Genomic DNA, 20,708 nt, shown 5'->3' with positions numbered 1-20,708 from the left:
GGGGAAGAAGTGGAATGCTACTGGAAAACGATTGACCTGTTGTTCTACTTAAACCCTTTTCCTTTAGTCGTTTCAGTCCATACAAACAGCTCGCCTCCACTACCACCAGCGGCTAACATTGTGCCCTGCCCAGACCAGGCCAGACACGAAAATCCGCTGGAAGCACCCTCCAACTTTTGAGCAATCCGACGGGCCTTCTGCCACAAATACAAACAACCATCCTCAGCGGCAGTGGCCAATAATAGGGTATCGGGCTGAAACGAAATGGCCCGCACCATTCCCTCATGGGCATCCAACACCTGAGGATTCCAACCCTCCGATGGATCAGCTGCTTTTGTCCACACAACGATTCCTTCAACACTTATTGATGCCAGCAACGGCGCATCCCGTACCGCCGGTTTCGACCAAGCCAACTGTCGCACCTTGCCAGGAAATCCCTGCATCCGCCAGGGAGCGGGATGATCTTTTGCCCACACCAAAACCGACCGATCATTGTTGCCCGAAGCCAGGTAATTACCATCCGGCGACCAGGCAACTGCCACACTAGCCCCGCCTACTTCTCTCACCGCTGGGTCCTCATCCCAATCCTGATACTGCCAGGTTTTAATACTCTGGTTACCCCCCAGCGATAGCCTGGTTCCCTGGGGGTTCCAGGCGAGGTCTAATACTGAAGACTCTTCAAAATTCAAGGTGGTGACAACCGTTTGCTCAACCGCATGCCACACCTGCACATAACGGCCAAAACTAAAGGCCAGTTCTGGAGAACTCGGGTGCCATTGCAGCCGATCAATCCAGGTACGGGCATGTTCCAAAGTTGTTAACAGTGTGGGTGAATCACGGTCAATTTGCCAGATCCAGACTGTGCCGGCCTGTCCGCCAGCGGCTAGAAATTGACCATCGGCGGAGATGGCCAAAGCATCCACAGATTCGCCCTGGGAGCTTTGTAAGCAGGTGGATTCACCCGTTGCAGGGGTGTAGAGTGCTATTTCTCCTGCGCCAGAGCTGACAGTGAGTTGAGTGCCGTCGGGTGACCAGGCAATGGCGGTTACATAGTCGGAAAGACGGGTGTCCCACAGCGGTTTCAGTACAGTTTGTTTATGCTTTTTTACTTTCAGCATGTTTCTGGGTATTAGTGGCTAGAGAGGCTGTTTAGGACACTTAGCGTAAAATGTTGGTGGAGAGTTTCAAGATGTTGCTTGGGGTCCCTCCGAGTTCCCCAAACCCCCTGGCTAGGGCCAGGAAGCTGCCCTAGGACCCAACGTACTAGGTTGTTCTTAATGGCATTAAGTTTGAGGGTTACGGCGGGGTCGATTATAAATGTTCTGGATCGATTCCTGCGGCAAATTTAGTGCATGAAATTCAAATGATGAAGTTGTTGCCTAACGACTCGTTACCAAACAATCGCGAAAGCGCTCGCTTAGATTTAGCTGCTCCAGGTTACGACCGATAAACACCAGTTCATTTTTACGGGATTCGTCTGGTTTCCAGGGGCGGTCCTGGCGACCATCGAACAACATGTGCACCCCCTGAAAAACAAAGCGATTGTCTTCTCCAGCCATGTTGAGAATGCCCTTCATGCGAAAAATGTCGGGTCCGTGGTCGCGCAATAGTTCTCCTATCCAGGCGTCAAGTTTGTCGCCATCGAGTTCTCCTGACTCCACCAGGGCAATGGAGCCGACGGTTTCGTCGTGCTCATGGGCGGTTTCATCAAGGAAATCGGGGTCGATTTTTAGGGCGTTATTGAGGTCAAAGGCGCTGACGCCGAGGAGGGCATCCATTTCTATTTGGGCATCACGGGTGCGATGGATTTTGGCCAGGGCATTCATTCCTCGAATGCGCTGTTCTAGTTGGGTTAATTGGTCTTCTGTAACCAGGTCAATTTTATTGAGCAAGATTACATCGGCAAAGGCAATTTGCTCTACGGCTTCCTCTGCTTCCCAATGTTGCCAGATATGGCGCGCATCCACTACCGTCACCACCGCATCCAGACGGGTTTGTAGCTGCACTTCGTCATCCACAAAGAAGGTTTGGATCACTGGGGCCGGGTCTGCCAGCCCTGTGGTTTCAATGACTAGATGGTCAAACTTGTCGCGACGCTTCATCAGGTTGCCAATGATGCGAATCAGGTCGCCCCGCACGGTGCAACAGATACAACCGTTGTTCATTTCAAACACTTCTTCATCGGCATCCACCACCAGTTGATTATCGATGCCCACTTCGCCAAATTCGTTGACGATTACTGCAACCTTTTTGCCATGTTCATGGGTGAGAATGCGATTTAGCAGAGTGGTTTTGCCCGCGCCTAAATAGCCAGTTAAAACGGTTACGGGTACGGTGTTGTAAATGTCGTTGATTACCATGAATAGTCTCCTTGAGTGGTGTTTGCCTAGGCTTGAAAGTGGGCAAGCGCGATCGCACCCACCTCAGCGCCATATTCTTCGTATAGCCCCAGCGAACCAGGTAGATGGTCGGTCTGGATGCCAGGGAGTTCTGACAGCGCCTGCATTTCAGCTTTAGACTGGGGTGGTGCCTGGTCCGCCAGGATCACTCGCACAGAATTATTGGGGTCCGCTGTGACCGCCGTTGCGATCTGGAGCCACTCGGTGCGATCGCCCATTGGATCTAGGGCCGCTGTCACAAAGGCAGCAGGAGCAAATCGGGCTCCCGGTTGCTGGGTAATGCGGTGACGTTGCTGAATAAATGTGGGAGTGAGCCGCGTCTGATCCACAAACACATGGCGCTGATACATCCATTTAAGAAAGGCTGGATGGGTATTTGCGCCATAGAGAGCAGACCCAACGATCGGCAACCCCACCAGACTGCGCAGGCTGGCCGCTAACCAACCGGGTGCACCCATGGCCCGCAGGGGACCTTTCCAGGTGGGTGCCACCAGCAGCAGTCGGGTGCTTATCTGGTTCTGGGTCAGGTGGTTCTGAGCCAGATGGAGCGCATACCCCGCCCCATGGCCTGCTGCCAAAATCCCCACCGGCCCTGGACAGCAGTTTTGTACAAAGTCCTTGAGCAATGCCTGATACAGCGATCGCTTGTAGGTGAAAGCAGGTCGCTCAGATTCACCAAACCCTAACCAGTCCAGGGCTATAACCTGAAATTGAGACGCCAGCACCTGAGCAATTTGGGCCAGCTCTGCCCGAGTTGAAACGGTACTAAACGCGGGTAGCAGCAACACCATTGGCCCTGCCCCCGACGTTTCGTAGGCGAGGGTTACCGTTTGCCCCTGATAGGTCCAGTCATAGTGCTGCACCTGTCCGCCTAGGGTAGGGTGGGTTAATTCTTGATAGGGACTGACTGTCATCGCGCTTCGCCTTTTATCTGGGGACGCTGCCAGGGTGCTCACCTGGTTATAATTACATAAGAATGATAATCATTCTTGCTACTAAAACGTTGAGTCGTTACCCTTTATTAACGTTTAGGAGCGTTTAGGAGCGATGGAGATTTGAGTGTGGCCAGTCATAGATCAGTAGAATGAACCCATAGCACCTGATGACCCCTGCAAAATCTGTGACCAAACCTAGTGATGTCTGCCAAGTCCGCTGCTTCAACGAAGAGTTAGTTCATCAGATCGGCCAGGTGCTCCCCGGCGACGACCTGTTGGAATCTGCCCAAGTTTTGTTTGGTGCCCTGGCCGATCGGTCTCGGCTAAAAATTTTGTACGCCCTGCGCAATGATGAGGAGCTATGCGTCTGTGATGTGGCTTCCCTATTGAACATCAAGGTGGCAACGGCATCTCACCACCTACGGAAGCTGCGCGACCTCAGTATTTTGAAGTATCGCAACGACGGTAAATTGGCCTACTACTCCCTAAAAGATCCACGGGTTGCTGACATTCTTTGCTATGCACTAAGGCAGCTGGTCGAGTAAGGGATCAGGATTTTATCAGATCCAAAAATGTTGTCTGCAGAGGCGCTCCATGGAACGCCTGGACGGTAAAAGATAGAACCTAATTGAATCCTCATTCTGAAGCCATCGGGGGCATTCTGCTGTCATTCTAATGATGGTTTGAATGACGTCTTTTTTCGTGATAACGTTCTAATACTTGCTTGAATGTTTGAATGACTGAATGTTGGAGGTTACCATGGCTGATGATTGTTGTCAGGCCAAAGCTTACGAAGTTTCCAAGCTAAAAGAGCGGCAGGCAAAGGTACTTTGGTCGGTGTTGTGGATCAATGCTGTGATGTTTGTTGTCGAATTTGGCGCGGGTATTCGAGCAGCTTCTCTGTCGTTAACTGGGGATTCGCTGGATATGCTGGGAGATGCCCTGGTGTATGCCAGCAGTTTGTATGTGATTCACAAAAGCACAAAAGCTCAGGCGGGAGCGGCTCTGCTTAAGGGTCTGATCATGTTTTTGTTTGCCATTGCCGTATTTGCCAGAGCCACCTATCAGCTATTTGCAGGGGCCAGTCCCGAAGGCTCCATCATGGGGGCAGTGGGCGTATTGGCGCTACTGGCCAACCTGTTGTGTTTATTGTTGTTGACACGGCATCGCAACGACAATCTAAACATGTCATCGGTATGGCTGTGTTCTCGCAATGACATCATTGCCAACACGTCTGTTCTGGCTGCGGCAGTCTTAGTTTTACTTACTCGCTCAATTTTGCCCGATCTGGCGGTTGGATTGTTGTTAACCGTTGTCTTTGCGAAATCGGCTGGAACCGTGCTTTCTCAGTCCTGGAGAGAGCTGCAACAGACGTAAGGGGATTATGTAAAAATTAAGCTCATTCTTTGACTATAACTGTTTGGCCTAACATGAACTAGATAACGTCTCTTTTTAGAATTTTGTCGTTCATCATTAGTGATTCGGGCGTAGTTGGGTTATGGCAAGGTCAGGGGTCAGGTTATCGCAAATCATGAAATAGGTTTTTACAGCCCCTGATATTATCTTTTTGTTGCACCAAACCCCTTCGCCTTCCCATAATTCACGGTTCTAAAAGAAAGCTGCCCTTTTTCAGGACTGAATAGTGTATACGTCGCCTTTCCAGACGTGCGACCCACCGAGCCAACACCCACAACCTGGCGGGGTGTTTTTCCATAATCCTGAGGCTCTTGCTCACCGTCCAGGGTGGTCACTGTCGAGCGTAGCCCCACCGGGGTAACCCAGCATTCAAAGGTAAGGCCAGAGCGGCCACAAAAGAGATGACGGGCATCGGCCCGAATTAAGCGATCGCACAGTTGAATTGCCGGGGTATCAGGGGTAAGTTCATCGGCATAGCTAACGGTGCTGCCGTGGATCAGTAAACAGTTGTGTTCATGGAAGCCAAAGTGTTGCGATCGCAACCACCGCACCGATTCCCGTGACACAGATTCCCACATAGTTTTTACCCCATCACCTCCAAATTTCTCCATCAGCTCCGGCGCATCCTGCAAGCCGCTCACCCCGTGCAAACTAAAACACTGCTCTTCCCACCAGCCCACACATACCTGGGGCACTAACTCACCAGTTCGAGGAGACTGCAACCGTTGAATCACCGCCTCATTATCTCCCTGCAGGCCCACTACATCCCCCAGGATATAGAGATCGCTCACCGACTGCCGCCGTACATCCTGCAACACCGCTTCATAGGCCGTTAGATTCCCTTCAATACCACTTAAGATCGCCCACTTCACTTAGTTATCTCCCCGTTATTTTAGTGTCTAACGCTCACACACATGGCTCGGATCGTCCGCCCGTTCCGCAAACTCCATGCCCCGTGCTAATCGCCATGCAAAAATAGCAGGCAATCCCTTTTCGAGGATGGCCAGACAGGTCTTGGTATAGTCATAGGCAACTTCCCGTAGGGTTACCTGGGTTGTCTCCGTGTCGTAGAGAACATAGGTGGCATTGGGTCGACCGTGGCGGGGTTCCCCCACAGAACCTGCATTAATAATGCGTTTCAGTTCTGCCTGAAACTGTTGAGAACCCTCAGTTTGAGCCGGACTTTTCACCGTGACCGACAGTTTGGTATCCGCTAACTCTCGCACATAGGGAACATGGGTATGACCACAGAACAACACATCGGCATCGGTAGAGAGAACTCGCTCCAACGCGGCAAAGCCATCCATGCTGGGCAACAGATACTCATGCTGACTGTTGGGACTGCCATGGACAAAACACAGATTGTCCCGTTTTAACGACAGGGGTAATGTGGCCAAATACTCCCGCACGTCGGGGCGAATCTCAGTATTAGTCCATTCATGGGCCAGTTTGCCCCGCTGCTCGGCAAGCTGTGAGGGGTAGCTGCATTCACAGGCATTTAACCCTTCCACAATGTCCTCATCCCAACATCCCTGGCAGGTGGGAATCTCCAACGAGCGAATCCGATCCACTACCTCATTAGGATAAGGGCCATAGCCCACCAGATCTCCGAGACAGTAAATCTGATCAGCTTTCTGGGCGTCAATGTCTGACAACACGGCATTCAGTGCCTCGTAGTTGCCGTGAATGCAAGAAATCACCGCGAGTTTCATGCCATCACCTCTTGCTCAGTCTCTTCTGCTACAGTCTCTTCTTCTAACTGCAATTGTTGGTACTGTCGCTGATATTGGAACAACACATCATCGGCTAAACAACATGCCAGCAATGTTTGAGCAATGGTCTTTTGCTCTAAATTACGACCCACGATTTCCACACCACTAAAGCGATCGGGATGGCCCTCTAGCCACCGGGGCAACTTGAGGTCAGTGTATTCAATGCCCGGTAACCCTTCGACAAAATCAATATAAAATGCCTGACCATCTGGCAGTTCAAAAATACCCTTTAAGCGCATTACCTGACCGTAAGCTCCCCCCGTCAGCTCAATTAACACTTCATCCAGGCTAGGGGGATCAAACACTTGCCCCGTCAACGGCGATCGCCATAGGGCCGGTAGCTTGCCAGCACTCGATAATTGGCTATGGTTACTGGGTATCACCTCGTCTGCCCAGTCGTGCCATTCAGACGTCTCCAGTCCGGGGGGCACAATGGCGATCCGCCGCCCAGGCAACGCTGCTAACAACGGTGATTCTAGATCCAGATGAAAACCTAATTCCATAAAAACCTGGGCCTGGTCGGGCAAGTCAGTCAGCACGGTCGCAGCCCGATCGTCCGCAATGATCGACACCCAGGGAAAGCAATAGCCAATCCGAGCCAAATCGACAGATTCCGCCTGTGACCCCGGATACAAATAAAACAGAGGACGTGAAACGTCTTTGAGAAACTGACTAATCCAGGTGGTTTTACCCACCCCAGGAGGACCAGCCACCAACGTCAGTTCGAGGGATTGCATAGGGCACTAACAGTCTTTAAGCTCAGGGGTTTGGTTCAAAATCTGACCGCGTACTGAGATAACGTCACGATACGCGTCAGAATCCAATGCATCACGGTGAAATGCTGCCAGCCTAGGGCAATTCTGCAAGGCTAGCTTGACGGTTTACAACTAGGTTTGCATTATAATACTAGAACGATAATCATTCTCATGTTTTGATTTTAGTTAGGGTTGATGCCGTTGCGCCACCCACGACTGTTGTTGTTCACGCGGCATCGCAACGACAATCTAAACATGGCATCGGTGGATGGTGTTCTCGCAATGACATATTTTTGCACAAACCCTTAACAGACAAGGGGATGCCCCGACGAAGGGTATCTATTGATTATTTTCCATGATCAATTAAATTAAATCTCTATCGTAATTTCGGAAATGGGTTCGCTGCAATAGATGGAAAGCTTGCAGGCCACTTCGACGGCTTCGCGGGGACTATGGCCAAGATGTAGTGCTGCTTTGGCAAAGTCTTCACCAGCGCCAACGGCTTCAAATTCGGGCACTTCGTAGATGTCTAGCCCACCGTAGGTACGGAATAATTTCTGATCGTAGGCAATCAAATAATCATTTTCTGGGGAATGACTAGAATCGCGCTTGTTGATCCATTCACGGAATTCAACAAAAAAGTCAATGACTGCTAAACGACTACCATCCACTGGCCGATGATTACGACTAAACAACTCCATCATGGTGCCTTCATAACCGGTACCTGTACTACCAATAACCATGTCATTTTGCTGGAATAGCTTGTTGTAAATCACTTCCTTATCGGTGGCTTTGAGATACCCAGCTACCAAAATGGAGTCAGACGCAAAGGTAATGACGTCTTTAGTTTTACGAGCAGCAATCACAGTCATATAGAGGTCAAGCAGTACGAACGATACTTTACCAGCTAGCCTGGGCCTATGACCTAAGACAATTGTCACAACAACTGTCACACATATACGATCTCGCCCTAGTTAAACAGCTTAAAATCCTGACAGCGTAGCTGTCGTAATTAAGATGACGCCGGAGTCCCTGGATCAGTTTTTTTCAAAATCACAGCAGCAGGAGTATGTGCACCATTTGTTGGGTCGTGTCGGCCTCACCAGACGGCGGGCAGATTGCTTTGTGCGGCTGTGGGCTTACTTACAATTAAAACAAGCGGACATTTCTGAACCTTTGCAGCAATTAAAGCCTATCGACAATTGGGTGGATTGCACCTGCCGTGAGGCAGCCGCACTGTTTTATGCCGAGTCTGAGCGGGGCAGTGAACGTTCGGCTGGGATGATGCTGGATAAGCTGATGGCGTTGGGGTTAATTCAAAAGCAGTTTGATGGTAATACCATTGCGATCGCAATTCCCAAACCGCCAGAACTTATCCAAACACAGCCTAAACCAGCCCATGTCATCGCCGACCAGTTTGACCCACGCTGCGACGCTATTCCCATCGCCAACCTGCTGGCCAGCCGCTATAACTGGATGAACAATAGCAACACCGCTGTGCCTTATCGCATTACTGAACTATTACGACAGTGGGCTGCAGGCTATAACCGTGGTATGCGCGTATTACGTCGCAGCGATAACCTCAATCCGGTAGGGTTCTGTCTGCTGTATCCCACCACTCGTGATTCCGAAATTCACTTTTTTGGTTCCCCTAACAAGGGCTTACATCTCAGCGGCATTTCTGATGAAGACCCGTTTACCCTAGCCAAACCAGGGGATGAATCCTGTCGTTCCATATTTATCCGTAGCTGGAATATTGCCCCTGAGTATGAAGACCAGGCACTGATACTGCTGCAAGATAGTCAAGTCATATTAAAGGCTATGCAGCAAGACTTTCCAAATCTGTGTGATCTCCACACTCTGATTATTCATCGCCATTATGAACCCCTGGCCACTGCCCTTGGTTTTCAAAAAACAGGGTTAGATAACCAGGCTGCCATTTATTGGATGTACTTGGCCTTGGATCGTTTTCTAGCCATTGACATGGAAGACTTGCCCCATGCATCTTTGCATCTCTCATAAAAAACCATCTAAACAACAACCGTGTAAGTCATTGTTATCCAGATACAAGAGAGAGTTTTTTATGCCAAATCTGACTTTTTACCCCAATTCAAACAAAAGGCTCCTGTAGGGGCTGTGCCTTGTGCCAGTCCCGTGATACCGGATGCTACCCGTCAAGATTCGTACAGGATTGGTGATCAGTTTTGATAGAAGTCTGCACCTTTATTAACAAACTCCAGAGTATATGCCTGGGTATAGTCAGTGTCGGCACTAAAGATACCTGCTGTAGCCATGTCTTCAAAGAACGTTTTCCAGCGCTCATCGGTCATAGCCCCAATGCCTTTGGCCTCCGAATCTCCAGATATGGCAATGCCATATTCCTGCATTTTCTCAAGGCTATAGGCCAGCTGTTCATCCGTCATTTCAGGGTTGTCTTGCTTGATCAGCTCATTGCCCAGGGAAGGATCTTCAAAGTAGCTATACCAGCCCTTGATGGACGCATCGACAAAACGCTGAACCAAATCAGGATCGCCATCAACAATCTCCTGACGGGTTTCAATCGTAGTTGCGTAGGCCGTGTAGCCATAGTCAGCTAGCAGGAACACCATGGGTTCAAAGCCGCCTTCTTTAGCAATGGCTAATGGCTCAGAACTTAAATATCCTTGCTGTACCGAGTTTTTATCAGCCAGAAACGGACCGGGGTTGAAGTTGTAGTTACGCTTCATATCGTCGGTAAAGCCATATTTAGCTGCTAAAAAGGGCCAATAGGTAACGTTGGCTGCCTTTGAAATGAAGATGGGTTTACCTTTGAGATCAACCAGGTCTTTAATTCCTTGGTCAGGGTGAGCGATCAGAATTTGAGGGTCTTTTTGGAAAATAGCCGCCACGGTAACTTTGGGTATGCCTTCTTCAACGGCTTTAATCGCATCCGAAGCGTAGCCCATAAAAAAGTCCACAGCGCCCCCCATCAGCAACTGGGTACCGTTGACCTGGGGACCCCCCATCTGAATGGTGACATCCAGACCATACTCCTTATAAATATCTGCTGCGATGGCCTGATAAAAACCACCATGTTCAGCCTGGGCGTACCAGTTGGTACCAAAGGTAACCTTTTGCAATTCCCCCGCTGCTGATGGTTCAGCCGGGGTGTCAGTAGTCGTTTCAGCTGTGTTGCCACAGGCAGCAAGCAGCCCAGTTCCAGCCGCTAAGGAACCGTACTGGATAAAGCGACGGCGATTGAATCTAGCCATTACAGATACCTCCGTATTGTTTAGGACGTTGTACCCCCAGAGAGCACTCCATCCAGCTACTTGGTCAGCCATTCTATGACTTGGTGTCCCAGTTTTACCGTATTCAGGCGATCAATTTCGCGAATTCCGGTGGGGCTGGTGACATTTACTTCGGTCAGGTAGCCGCCAATGATGTCAATGCCGACAAAATATAAGCCATCACGCTGTAGCGTGGGTGCCAGCTGTTTGCAGATTTCCAATTCTCGCTCGGTAATATCCACCTTGGCAGTGCGTCCACCAACCGCCATGTTGCCACGGAATTCTTTGCCGGTAGGAATACGGTTTACGGCCCCTTGCGGTTCGCCATTGAGCAAAATAATGCGCTTATCGCCGTCTTTGGCAGCGGGCAAGTAGGTTTGCACCATGACGGGCTCTTGCCCTTGTTTGGTGCTGATTTCAATCATGGAGTTAAAGTTGCGATCGCGACTACTCAGAAACAAAATTCCTTCACCAGCCTTACCACCTAAAGGCTTAAGCACAGCTTCCCCACCCCATTTTTCAACCGTCTCACGGATAACCGTTTTATCCTGGCTGACGATGGTCTCTGGAATCGCCCCAATAAATTGCAGAGCATACATTTTCTCATTGGCAGCCCGAATCCCCCGAGGCGAGTTAATTACCTTGGTTTTCACTGGATCGATGTAATCGAGGATGTAGGTAACGTAGAGATAGGGCACAGTGACCGGCGGGTCAAGGCGCATAAAGACGGCATCCATGGTGTCTAGAGGTTGCCACTGGGTATCGCCGAGGGTATACCAATCCGCCACAGCATCCCAACGATTGTCGCCGAGAGTAACAGGAACCAGGGTCACAGGATTCAAATAGGCCATAGCCTGACCCGCAACCACACCCATGTGCTGGGCCTCAGTAATGTAAACCTGGTGACCTAGCTCTTGAGCAGCTTCCATAATGGCAACACTGCTATCGTGGCCGGGGTCTAGCTTAGCAATGGGGTCAATGATAAACGCAAATTTCACGGGGTAGACAAACAAGTAGGTCAGTCTGATCTTGCCATGGGGTGGGACACAAGATAACAGGTAACGTAGGGCCAGTGTTCTGAATTCTGCTGCGAAGTCTAAGAATTTGTAGCGATCACTTACCTACAGAGCATTGACAGAGCATTGACAGAGCATTGTATGTACATAAATCTTGGCCAGAATTGCATTAGAATCCAGAAATTGTGATTTATGTGTCCAATGTCAAACGATCAAACTGCGGTTCTGGAAGCCAATCACGCGTTTTATCGCGCCTTTGAGAAAAAGGATATTGAGGCTATGGAGGCAGTTTGTTCTAAAGGCATTGGCAGCCTTTGTATTCATCCAGGTCGTAAGGCTATTAAAGGCTGGGAAACCATTCGACAATCCTGGATGCAAATATTTAAGGCGACTCGCTACCTGGAAATTGATCTGGATGTAATTTCCGTAGAAACCTCAGGCGATCTGGCCTATGTGGTTTTAGTAGAAAACGTGATGCAAGTTGCTGGTAGTCGACGGTTAGAAGCTAAATCGATGGCAACAAACACCTTTGAGCGTATGGGTGGCCAATGGTATCTGGTGCACCACCACGGTAGCCCGATTGCGGGATAACGTTTTGCCAGATTCCACAAAACTATGATCAAAGGTGTGATTTAGATGGCAGAAAACTGCAACACGGCCACCTTCAAGAAAGGCTAAACTTGGCCCCAATGTGAAAATTGCCAGCGTTCTACACCAGATGGTTGAGGACGAATCAGGCAGCACATTGAGCGTATCCAATGGGCTGATTTCCTGTGAATACCTTATGGTTAGGGGTAGCAATAATAACAATGCTCGGGTGGACAACCACCCTCTATTTTGCTAAGCAGCGACAGGCAAACCAGCAACAGGCATGGCTGTGGTGGCATGGGGCGCAAGCATCTCAACTGCATAACCAAGCAGAATCTATTCGAGACGATGTATTGCAACAAACATTCGCCTTTCGACGTTATTTGGAAAATACCCTCATAGGAAAGAACAGTAATCAGACCGATGCAGCGCAGGCTGAACAGTGGCTAGGGCGATTGCAAGCACTTTATCAAAGCTTAGAACAGCTCAGTAATCAACTATCGCCGCCATTTATAACAGATAGCCTGCCACTGGCGCTCCAGTTTATCGTGACTCACTGGCAACAAACCCATCCTGGGCTCATAGTCCAGCTAAAAAACTCCCCTAGCTGGACGGATTCATCCCTTAATAACAATCAAATAATTCTCTCAATCACCATCAGAATTCTAGAGCTGTTACCCAATGGCGACGACAGCGACGAACAACGACTAGACATAGCGCTAGACCATCAGCAAAATTCTCGCACCCTCACATTGACCCACAGGGGTGGCCAGCCTCAAAATGCAAAATCCTTAGATGTCAAAAAGATTACACACCTTAAAGAAATCTTTCATACTTTAACAAGTGGCAAACTAGACGTTAGCAACCAGGGAAATTCGGTCACTTGCCAGCTCAGCTGGCAGGATCAAGAGAACGGTTAATTGTTGAAAGCTCGCCAACTATAGCAACCTGCTAATGCATATCGCCCAAGGAAAGGCTACGCCAACAGCAGGCTGCTGCGCCCATAGCTTTTTCTATGTATAGCTTTCAGCAATACCTGGCACTGTGAACTACGGGCGCTAAGCTATATTTTGTAGATAAGATAAAACCTCATGCAGTGAGGAAACAGTGGCTAAGGCGTGCTTTTTTGAATAGTCCGTAGGCGTTTGCAAATCTGGCACCATAATGACCTCCATACCAGCGGTAATGGCAGCCTGCACCCCAGCGTTAGAATCTTCCAAAACCAGGCAGCGGGATGGCGGTATATTTAGCGACCTGGCTGCAGCCAAAAAGATATCTGGTTCTGGTTTGCCCACTCCAGCTTTATCTACGGTGACGATGGCATTAAATCTTGACCAAAGCCCTGTACTTTGCAAACTCAATTGGGCTTCACGGTCACTACTAGACGTACCGACGGCTTTTGGTAAGCCAATCTCATCTAGCCAGTTTAAGAGGGAGTCTAAACCTGGCTTAATCGGGATACCTTGGGCCGCAAGGATTTCCCATCGAGTCATCCAGCCAGTACGAAATTGATCAACAGGAAACTCAGTGCCCAATAGCTGTAGCAACATTTGCTCAGCTAAATCGTTACTACAGCCAACCAGCTGTAGATAAGCGGCCTCATCAATAGCGCCATAACCCAGGTGCATTAACTCATCCTGCCAAGCTTTATGGAAGATGATCTCGCTGTTCAACATGAGGCCATCCATATCAAAAATGATGGCGGCAGGAAAGGTAAATGCAGTACTCTCCATGGGAACCGAGTCAGACACACCGCCATCCAGTGTAGGCCTAACTGAGGCAACAAAACCGTACTGTCAAGGTTGACAGTACGGTTTTATTCCCCACGGAAATCAGTAATTAGGATTGTTTATCTTGAATATGAGTCTTTTTTTGACAGGGAACTAATTTAGCAGGCTAATAATTAGAGAGATAGGTCTCCAAAATATTGAACTGCTCAGGATTGAGACTATAGTACATCCAGCGGCCCTGCTGACGAGCGGTGACAAGTCCCGCCTGTTTAAGCGTTTTGAGGTGGAAAGACAGTTTCGACTGAGCGATACTGAGACGTTCACACATATCGCCAACACAAAACTCTCCTTCGCGTAGAAGCTCTAATACTTGAATGCGAATTGGTTCTGATAGCGCATGAAATCCTGAAAATACGTGTTCCTGATTAGCTGAACTATGCATGGTGATCGATTGAATAAACACTAAACCCCATATCCAAACGCAGGTAAAGTTGATAATACTCACCTAAATCGTTTGAATTTTTTTCCAAATTAGCCAAGGTTACGACAGCAGGCCATCCGGACAAATACGCGAGATTTGTTTATATCAACTGCTCTCTAACAGATGAGATAATCGCTAAGGCGGTAAGCGAAGCTGTTGTTGCGCGTAATATCCCGGATCCAAGAGAAACTTCTTGGTAGCCATGTGCGATCGCAACCGCGATCTCCTCAGACGTCCAGCCCCCCTCCGGACCAACCACCACTCGAATCGATTGCTGAGGAGAATCGGTCAAAAGTGTCCGCACACAAGGCAATAGCCCAGGTGCATTGACCCTAGCAGCACAGAAATAGTTCCCTACGGACACGGGTCCGGCTTTGATCCATTCAGCAAACTTGATAGGTGGCTCAAGCCTAGGTACATAGCCACGTTCGCATTGTTCAGAAGCTTCCTGAGCGATCCTCTGCCAACGCACCAGCTTTTTAGGACTGGGGTTAAGCAGGGTGCGATCGCTCAGTAGGGGTTGAATATCTGTTACACCTAACTCCGTGGCTTGACGCACCACATCATCAAACCCTGATTTGGGAAGAGCTGCCGCCAACTCTAGTGTTGAGGGTCGAGTCGCTGTCACCAGTGTGGAGAGAATTTGGGCCTCCCCTGAGATGTCCGTTAACTGACTCTGCCATTGTTGCCCCTCTCCATCCTGGGCAATAAACAGATCGCCAGACTTTAATCGCAGCACCCGCTGTAGATAATGAATTTGCTCATCGGTCAGTTGAAAAATATTAGTATTATCCACCCGTTGGGCTGAACTAATGGTAATGCGCTGCATTCGACAACTGTGGCTGATTCCAGCTCTTCTGACTGACAAAATTTGTAAGCTGGATAGGTCTTAACGTACAGGAACAAAGCCCGCCTGCTCAATCAATGTTTGCCCCTCAGACGATAGCAGCATATTCACGTAGGCACGCCCAGCGGTTTCATCGGTGCCACCATCAGCCTTAACAATCACAAATAGACGCCGGGTCAACGGGTAGTTGCCATTACGGAATCCTTCTTGATTAACTGTATTGGCACTATTTAGACAAGCCTTACCAGTTCGCCAGGGTGCGGCAAATGGCGGAATAAAATTATCAGGCTGCTCTTGGGATGCAACCGGAATGGCATAAATTGAACACTGGTTAACGATTTCAGGAGCTGAAGCATAGTAAATGCCCCCTCTATCACCCAGCACCTGGCGCAAACCTGCAGTGGTATCCCCCACAAAGACAACGTTCTCACCATAGGCATCTGCATTGATGACTGACTCTAAGAAATACTTGGCTGTCCCTGCCGCCTCTGGCGAGCGACTATAGGCCTTAATGGGTAGATCAGGACCGCCCACTTCCGACCAATTGGCCACGGCACCCGTGTAGATTGATTGAATTTGTTCAATTGTCAGTCCCTTCTCTAAGTTAAGGTCTGGGTGAACCGCCAGGGCAATTCCATCGATGGCAGCTGGAATTTGCTCCAGACTAAAACCGCGCTGTTGAGCTGCTTGGTACTCCTCTTCTTTTAATGGCCGAGACGATTCTGAAAAGGATAATTGGCCATCTAAAAGCATCTTGATGCCAGTGCCTGAGCCAGGTGCATCGGTAGACGGCAATGTATATCTCAACTGAAAATCTGGAAAAGCATTAGTAATGGCTGCATTGACGGATGCGTGCACTGGAATCCAGGTGGTACTGCCACCATAGCTATATAACCCCTGAGGTACATTCTCGGCACCGCCTAACTGACCTGAATCGGCAGCAGACACAGCACTGACATCACTGCCGTTATCGCTGGACCGGACCACCGGGCTAGAACCACTCCGACCGCCCACCATCCATGCGGCCAACCCAAATATCCCAGCTATCAGCCCAAGGCCAGCCAGGGTAATGACTATCAGCGTTCTATCTTGTTGCTGTTGCATAGCGAAAATAAACCTGTGCCTCAATGGCGATAAAAAATTCCGTATAAGAGCTGCAGATAATCATAAAAGCTCAACTGTGCCCAATTAATCAATAATTATCGAGAAATTATGATGATCGTTAAGAATTCAATACGAATTAAAATATTCACTGGGCTCAAATAGACTATCGATTCAGGGATCAGTGGCATAAATGTACGGAAAAACAACCGGAATAAAAAACCTCTTTGTGAAGAACTAGTTAAATGCACCCAGCAGCCCATGGGCTGCCGGAGTGAAGCTAAATTTAATATGAACTTATTGTATATGTCTGACTTCCGTAGCTCTATATCCCTGCCAGGACTGGCTCTCTCTCCATACCTAATCAATAAATTCTATTGAGTAGATGATTATTACGTGATTTTAATGAAACAGCTTAATCAAATTCCTGTTTTACTAATCTATAAAATTATCTCAAATCTATAAAATAACGACCGCGATAATTTTTGCGGGTGATAGTTTGGAATGGTCTCAGCAATGGGAATTTTCTCTGATGCTAGTTTTAAGCTGCTAGTCCATACAGATTCATTATTGAAACCACCGCCTATTGACTTAATTTCGTACACTTACCAGTCAGACACAATGATACAGCGCTTAGTCCATCAGGGTTTTAATCATGGCAGCAGTTTTGAAAATTGGTAAATCAGAACTTGATATTCGTACGCTGCTAGAGCAGTTACATCAACATCAGCTTTTGCCCAGACTAGTGCAGGAAGTAGTCGTAGACCAGGCGATAGAGGACATTGAATGTGAGCCCGAAGCAGCCTATAAAAAATTTTGTAGTCAACGGAACTTGCTCACTGAGGAGCAGCAACAAACATGGCAAGATCAAAATAACCTGACTCAAGAACAGGCTTATATGCTGGCTTTACGAGAGGCCAAAATTGCCAAATTTAAGGAAGATACCTGGGGGAATCAGACCGAGTCTTACTTTTTAGAGCGCAAGATTAATTTAGATCGGGTGCTCTATTCATTGATTCGCACTAAGGATCCCAGCCTTGCCCAAGAGCTCTACTTCCGCCTCAATGACGATGGGGGTTCCTTTGCGGATTTAGCTCGACATTATTCTGAAGGTCAAGAAGCTCAAACAGGAGGGTTAATTGGACCTGTTGAGCTGAGCGTGCCCCATCCAATGATTGGCCGGATGCTTTCTGTGAGCCATCCTGGACAGTTGTGGTCTCCCACCCCCATCGGCGAATGGTACGTGATTACTCGGCTAGAGAAGTTTGTACCTGCACAGTTTGATGAGTCCATGCGGCAGCGCCTCTTGGATGAGCTTTTTAAAAAATGGCTCCAAGAAACTACGCAGTCTACAGCCGTCGAACCCCTTTTAGATTGAGGCATCAGCTGCTTACGCACGCAGAGTTCGTATTAAATTATGACTTATACCGCTAGTCCTATCCATCAACAGCTAAGCGACACTAGGCCTTTTGACCAGTTGCCGGCAAAGGTGCTACAGGATTTGGCTGACAACAGCCAACTGTTGCGCTATCGCATGGGTCAGCCCATCCTCAGACGGGAAACTATGCCGCATCAGGTTGTCCTCATTAAAGAAGGACAGGTGCGCCTGCTGGGATACGACCCCTATACTAAAAATCCAATTACGCTAAAACTCTTGGGTCCAGGAGATATTTTGGGTCTGGCAGGCCCAGCTCGTGGGGTCGCCTGTGAGAGTGCGATCGCATCCACTGAAATTGTGGCCGTGGCGATCCCTGTGGCCGCTATTAAACAGCTGGTTCATGACCATCCCAACTTTGGCAACGCCATTCAAAATCATTGCTATTTGGCAGAGCTATTTGAAATCCTCAGCAAATACTTTGAGAAGCAGGCCCATAATGCCGGTGACATAGCTGAGCTTACGGCAAACATTCAAGCGTCAGGTGTTTCCGTTAAAGAAGTCCCCGCCGGTCCCTTAAAGCACAGCGACCTTGACAGCCACAATCTTTGGTTCATTAGTCGGGGCAACGTTGCCTTCCATGAGCAGGGTGGCCAGTTGAGCCCCACCATGGCCTCAACCGAAGTGCAAAGTGCCAATGGTGCTCGTCTGCTGGGGATTCCCCATGCCATGATTGCGGCCCAGGTTGAAACCAAGGCAGCAGAAATCGTCGAAGATGATCCCTGGGAGGCTGAAACAACGGCTACAGCGATTCCCTACGCCGATGCGCTCCCCCAAGACCTGGGTCCAGAAACAGAGCCCAGCCGCCGCAATCAGACCTATCCCCACATTCGCGCTCGTGGCGAAATCGACGCCTTAATTGCATGCTTTGAAATGTTGTCCAAACATTTTGGCATGCCCTTTAAAAAAGATGTGGTACGCCGAGTCCTGGTTAACCAAAAGGCTCGTTTGGGTCAGGTGTCACTAGCATCCTGCGGAGCCGTGGCTGACATGTTGGGCCTAAAACCCCAGTTGGCTAAGGTACCCGCCAGTGCCATTGGACGACTGCCAAAGTTAGCGCTGATCAAGTGGCGCGATAGCTACGCCCTGCTATATGAAACCTCAGCGAAGAAATACGTCATCGGCTGCCCTGAAGATCGGGAAATCGTCCACCATTCTCCCCAGGCCTTTGAGGAAATTTGGGGGCAAGAGGGTGAAGTTCTGCTGCTAGAAACCACGGCCCAAACACCCCAGCAGCGTTTTGGTCTGTCCTGGTTTGCCCCCTCCCTACAGAAGTACAAGTGGATTTTGATCGAGGTCCTAGCCGCCTCATTCTTCTATCAAATCTTTGGACTGGCTAATCCCCTGATGATTCAGGTGATTATTGACCGGGTTATTGTGCAGCAAAGTGTCGATACGCTCCATGTGCTGGGAATTTTCCTGGTGATTGTGGCAGTGTTCGAGGCGATTCTAGGCAGTCTGCGCACCTATCTGTTTGTCGATACCACTAACCGGATCGACATGACCCTGGCATCCCAAACCATTGATCACTTACTGAGGTTGCCACTCAAATACTTTGACCGGCGGCCTGTGGGTGAACTGTCCAGCCGTGTTAACGAGTTGGAAAATATCCGGCAGTTTCTCACCGGTACCGCCCTAACCGTAGTGTTGGATGCGGTTTTCTCCGTGGTCTACATCATCGTGATGCTGATCTACAGCATCAAGCTGACGGTGGTGTCCCTGGCGACCATTCCTCTATTTTTAGGTCTTACGTTTTTTGTTTCACCCATTGTGCGCCGTCAGCTACGGGCTAAGGCAGAGCAAAATGCTAAGACCCAATCGTTCTTGGTGGAGGCGCTATCGGGTATTCAAACGGTTAAGGCCCAAAACATTGAGCTCAACACCCGTTGGAAATGGCAGGATCGCTACAGCCGTTATGTCAGCGATGGCTTTAAGACGGTACTCACATCCACCACTGCCAGCTCAGCCAGTAACTTCCTCAATAAAATTTCGGGTTTGCTCGTCCTCTGGTTTGGTGCATTTTTGGTGCTCGAAGGTGATTTGACCCTGGGTGAATTAATCGCCTTCCGAATCATTGCAGGCTATGTAACCCAGCCCCTGCTCCGCCTGACTCAGCTATGGCAGAACTTCCAAGAAACTGCCTTGTCCCTGGAGCGTTTGAGCGACATTATCGATCATCCCCAGGAGCAAGAGGAAGAGCAGCGTAGCCAGATTCCCATGCCGGATATCAAAGGCCATGTTCGCTATGAGAATCTCTCCTTCCGATTCGGTGCATCGGGTCCGCTCCAGCTATCTAATATTAATGTGGAGTTTCCGGTGGGGCAGTTTGTCGGCTTAGTGGGTCAGAGTGGTTCGGGTAAAAGTACCATGATGAAACTACTGCCCAGACTTTATGAACCTAACTCAGGCCGGATCTTGATTGATAACTACGACATCAATAAGGTTGAGCTGTATTCGTTGCGTCGGCAGGTGGGTATTGTGCCCCAGGATAGTCTGCTGTTTGAGGGCACCATCCAGGAAAATATTGCCCTGACAAATCCAGAAGCCACTACCGAAGAAGTGATTCAAGTGGCCAAGATTGCCTGCTGCCATGATTTCATTATGGGTCTACCGGTGGGATACAACACTCGGGTGGGTGAGCGGGGGTCTTCCTTATCGGGGGGACAGCGGCAGCGGATTGCGATCGCACGCACAATTCTGCAAAATCCCCGTCTATTAATTTTGGACGAGGCCACCAGTGCCCTGGACTATGACACCGAGGCCCAGGTCTCCACTAACCTGATGAAATGGTCTAAAGGCCGTACAGTCTTCTTTATCACCCACCGACTAGGGGCATTACGGACAGCCGATAACATCCTAGTCATGGACCAGGGCTCTATCGTTGAAGAAGGTACCCACAACGAGCTTCTTGCTCTCAAAGGGCGCTACTACTGTCTACACCAGCAACAAGGGAACGGTTAGTTA

At 49.3% G+C, this 20,708-nt stretch carries 20 protein-coding genes and 1 pseudogene; 7 read left to right on the top strand and 14 right to left on the bottom strand.

The window, feature by feature from the left end; all coding sequences use genetic code 11:
* Positions 1–44 precede the first annotated feature (44 nt).
* The 3 genes from SPB21_RS00590 to SPB21_RS00580 all read right to left on the bottom strand — a co-directional run bounded on the left by SPB21_RS00590 (position 45) and on the right by SPB21_RS00580 (position 3,313).
* Positions 45–1,118: a WD40 repeat domain-containing protein gene (locus tag SPB21_RS00590; RefSeq protein WP_163659676.1), complete on the bottom strand. Its 1,074-nt coding sequence runs from the start codon at positions 1,116–1,118 to the stop codon at positions 45–47.
* 261 nt (positions 1,119–1,379) lie between these two features.
* A complete protein-coding gene (locus tag SPB21_RS00585; protein ID WP_163659674.1) occupies positions 1,380–2,360 on the bottom strand; it encodes a CobW family GTP-binding protein in 981 nt (326 codons plus the stop codon).
* Positions 2,361–2,386: 26 nt separating this feature from the next.
* Positions 2,387–3,313 (bottom strand): alpha/beta fold hydrolase, encoded by a 927-nt coding sequence (locus SPB21_RS00580; protein WP_499865001.1) that lies wholly within the window; start codon positions 3,311–3,313, stop codon positions 2,387–2,389.
* Between the two features lie 188 nt (positions 3,314–3,501).
* Between SPB21_RS00580 and SPB21_RS00575 the strand changes: the two genes are divergently transcribed.
* On the top strand, positions 3,502–3,879 hold the full coding sequence (locus SPB21_RS00575) for an ArsR/SmtB family transcription factor (RefSeq protein ID WP_499865000.1): 378 nt from the start codon (positions 3,502–3,504) through the stop codon (positions 3,877–3,879).
* Between the two features lie 214 nt (positions 3,880–4,093).
* Positions 4,094–4,711 carry a cation efflux transmembrane domain-containing protein gene (locus tag SPB21_RS00570; protein ID WP_499864999.1) on the top strand — a complete coding sequence of 206 codons (618 nt, stop codon included), beginning with the start codon at positions 4,094–4,096 and terminating at the stop codon, positions 4,709–4,711.
* 182 nt (positions 4,712–4,893) lie between these two features.
* Here SPB21_RS00570 and SPB21_RS00565 read toward each other — a convergent pair whose 3' ends face one another.
* The 5 genes and pseudogenes from SPB21_RS00565 to SPB21_RS00545 form a co-directional block, all read right to left on the bottom strand.
* Entirely contained in the window at positions 4,894–5,622 is a 729-nt protein-coding gene (locus SPB21_RS00565; RefSeq protein ID WP_499864998.1) for a metallophosphoesterase family protein, read from the bottom strand.
* A 27-nt stretch (positions 5,623–5,649) separates the two neighbouring features.
* Positions 5,650–6,462, bottom strand: coding sequence for a metallophosphoesterase family protein (locus tag SPB21_RS00560; protein ID WP_163659666.1), 813 nt, complete (start codon positions 6,460–6,462; stop codon positions 5,650–5,652).
* Positions 6,459–7,259, bottom strand: coding sequence for a GTP-binding protein (locus SPB21_RS00555; protein ID WP_499061482.1), 801 nt, complete (start codon positions 7,257–7,259; stop codon positions 6,459–6,461). Before SPB21_RS00555 ends, SPB21_RS00560 begins: the two co-directional genes overlap by 4 nt.
* A gap of 6 nt (positions 7,260–7,265) precedes the next feature.
* Positions 7,266–7,400 (bottom strand): annotated as a pseudogene (locus SPB21_RS00550) (SCO5389 family protein); the annotation flags it as partial.
* A 245-nt stretch (positions 7,401–7,645) separates the two neighbouring features.
* A complete protein-coding gene (locus SPB21_RS00545) occupies positions 7,646–8,149 on the bottom strand; it encodes a hypothetical protein (RefSeq protein ID WP_163659662.1) in 504 nt (167 codons plus the stop codon).
* Between the two features lie 145 nt (positions 8,150–8,294).
* Between SPB21_RS00545 and SPB21_RS00540 the strand changes: the two genes are divergently transcribed.
* The gene (locus tag SPB21_RS00540) at positions 8,295–9,299 is read left to right on the top strand and encodes a hypothetical protein (protein ID WP_163659660.1); all 1,005 of its coding nucleotides are present in this window, start codon (positions 8,295–8,297) and stop codon (positions 9,297–9,299) included.
* Between the two features lie 176 nt (positions 9,300–9,475).
* On the opposite strand, the gene SPB21_RS00535 is transcribed toward SPB21_RS00540, so the two are convergent.
* Complete coding sequence (locus tag SPB21_RS00535; RefSeq protein ID WP_499864997.1) at positions 9,476–10,528, bottom strand: ABC transporter substrate-binding protein; 1,053 nt, start codon at positions 10,526–10,528, stop codon at positions 9,476–9,478.
* Positions 10,529–10,584: 56 nt separating this feature from the next.
* On the bottom strand, positions 10,585–11,544 hold the full coding sequence (gene gshB / locus SPB21_RS00530) for a glutathione synthase (protein ID WP_163659656.1): 960 nt from the start codon (positions 11,542–11,544) through the stop codon (positions 10,585–10,587).
* 219 nt (positions 11,545–11,763) lie between these two features.
* On the opposite strand from gshB, the gene SPB21_RS00525 reads away from it, so the two are divergent.
* Both SPB21_RS00525 and SPB21_RS00520 read left to right on the top strand, forming a co-directional pair.
* Positions 11,764–12,153, top strand: a complete 390-nt coding sequence (locus tag SPB21_RS00525; RefSeq protein ID WP_163659654.1) for a nuclear transport factor 2 family protein — start codon at positions 11,764–11,766, stop codon at positions 12,151–12,153.
* 218 nt (positions 12,154–12,371) lie between these two features.
* A complete protein-coding gene (locus tag SPB21_RS00520) occupies positions 12,372–13,070 on the top strand; it encodes a hypothetical protein (RefSeq protein WP_499864996.1) in 699 nt (232 codons plus the stop codon).
* Between the two features lie 138 nt (positions 13,071–13,208).
* On the opposite strand, the gene SPB21_RS00515 is transcribed toward SPB21_RS00520, so the two are convergent.
* From SPB21_RS00515 to SPB21_RS00500, 4 genes are all read right to left on the bottom strand, one after another.
* A complete protein-coding gene (locus SPB21_RS00515; protein ID WP_499864995.1) occupies positions 13,209–13,901 on the bottom strand; it encodes an HAD family hydrolase in 693 nt (230 codons plus the stop codon).
* A 145-nt stretch (positions 13,902–14,046) separates the two neighbouring features.
* Positions 14,047–14,322 (bottom strand): ArsR/SmtB family transcription factor, encoded by a 276-nt coding sequence (locus tag SPB21_RS00510; protein WP_006518885.1) that lies wholly within the window; start codon positions 14,320–14,322, stop codon positions 14,047–14,049.
* 139 nt (positions 14,323–14,461) lie between these two features.
* Positions 14,462–15,190 (bottom strand): 16S rRNA (uracil(1498)-N(3))-methyltransferase, encoded by a 729-nt coding sequence (locus tag SPB21_RS00505; protein WP_499864994.1) that lies wholly within the window; start codon positions 15,188–15,190, stop codon positions 14,462–14,464.
* 60 nt (positions 15,191–15,250) lie between these two features.
* Complete coding sequence (locus tag SPB21_RS00500; protein WP_499864993.1) at positions 15,251–16,312, bottom strand: PstS family phosphate ABC transporter substrate-binding protein; 1,062 nt, start codon at positions 16,310–16,312, stop codon at positions 15,251–15,253.
* A gap of 652 nt (positions 16,313–16,964) precedes the next feature.
* Between SPB21_RS00500 and SPB21_RS00495 the strand changes: the two genes are divergently transcribed.
* Positions 16,965–17,687: a peptidylprolyl isomerase gene (locus SPB21_RS00495; protein WP_499061476.1), complete on the top strand. Its 723-nt coding sequence runs from the start codon at positions 16,965–16,967 to the stop codon at positions 17,685–17,687.
* A 39-nt stretch (positions 17,688–17,726) separates the two neighbouring features.
* A complete protein-coding gene (locus SPB21_RS00490) occupies positions 17,727–20,705 on the top strand; it encodes a peptidase domain-containing ABC transporter (RefSeq protein ID WP_499864992.1) in 2,979 nt (992 codons plus the stop codon).
* Positions 20,706–20,708 lie beyond the last annotated feature (3 nt).

It is taken from the genome of Leptothoe sp. ISB3NOV94-8A (assembly GCF_043421595.1).
Lineage (GTDB): Bacteria > Cyanobacteriota > Cyanobacteriia > Phormidesmidales > Phormidesmidaceae > Leptothoe > Leptothoe turfae.
Note: the sequence above shows the minus strand (reverse complement) of the source record. Positions and strands in the feature narration are given on the sequence as shown.

Excerpts from the sequence above, each read along its gene's own strand:
- SPB21_RS00585 (WP_163659674.1), bottom strand. The coding sequence starts at position 2,360 with ATGGTAATCAACGACATTTACAACACCGTACCCGTAACCGTTTTAACT.
- SPB21_RS00575 (WP_499865000.1), top strand. The coding sequence starts at position 3,502 with ATGACCCCTGCAAAATCTGTGACCAAACCTAGTGATGTCTGCCAAGTC.
- SPB21_RS00525 (WP_163659654.1), top strand. The coding sequence starts at position 11,764 with ATGTCAAACGATCAAACTGCGGTTCTGGAAGCCAATCACGCGTTTTAT.
- SPB21_RS00490 (WP_499864992.1), top strand. The coding sequence starts at position 17,727 with ATGACTTATACCGCTAGTCCTATCCATCAACAGCTAAGCGACACTAGG.
- SPB21_RS00540 (WP_163659660.1), top strand. The coding sequence starts at position 8,295 with ATGACGCCGGAGTCCCTGGATCAGTTTTTTTCAAAATCACAGCAGCAG.
- SPB21_RS00535 (WP_499864997.1), bottom strand. The coding sequence starts at position 10,528 with ATGGCTAGATTCAATCGCCGTCGCTTTATCCAGTACGGTTCCTTAGCG.
- SPB21_RS00545 (WP_163659662.1), bottom strand. The coding sequence starts at position 8,149 with ATGACTGTGATTGCTGCTCGTAAAACTAAAGACGTCATTACCTTTGCG.
- SPB21_RS00500 (WP_499864993.1), bottom strand. The coding sequence starts at position 16,312 with ATGCAACAGCAACAAGATAGAACGCTGATAGTCATTACCCTGGCTGGC.
- SPB21_RS00505 (WP_499864994.1), bottom strand. The coding sequence starts at position 15,190 with ATGCAGCGCATTACCATTAGTTCAGCCCAACGGGTGGATAATACTAAT.
- SPB21_RS00560 (WP_163659666.1), bottom strand. The coding sequence starts at position 6,462 with ATGAAACTCGCGGTGATTTCTTGCATTCACGGCAACTACGAGGCACTG.
- SPB21_RS00570 (WP_499864999.1), top strand. The coding sequence starts at position 4,094 with ATGGCTGATGATTGTTGTCAGGCCAAAGCTTACGAAGTTTCCAAGCTA.
- SPB21_RS00520 (WP_499864996.1), top strand. The coding sequence starts at position 12,372 with ATGCTCGGGTGGACAACCACCCTCTATTTTGCTAAGCAGCGACAGGCA.
- SPB21_RS00555 (WP_499061482.1), bottom strand. The coding sequence starts at position 7,259 with ATGCAATCCCTCGAACTGACGTTGGTGGCTGGTCCTCCTGGGGTGGGT.
- SPB21_RS00495 (WP_499061476.1), top strand. The coding sequence starts at position 16,965 with ATGGCAGCAGTTTTGAAAATTGGTAAATCAGAACTTGATATTCGTACG.
- SPB21_RS00510 (WP_006518885.1), bottom strand. The coding sequence starts at position 14,322 with ATGCATAGTTCAGCTAATCAGGAACACGTATTTTCAGGATTTCATGCG.
- SPB21_RS00590 (WP_163659676.1), bottom strand. The coding sequence starts at position 1,118 with ATGCTGAAAGTAAAAAAGCATAAACAAACTGTACTGAAACCGCTGTGG.
- SPB21_RS00580 (WP_499865001.1), bottom strand. The coding sequence starts at position 3,313 with ATGACAGTCAGTCCCTATCAAGAATTAACCCACCCTACCCTAGGCGGA.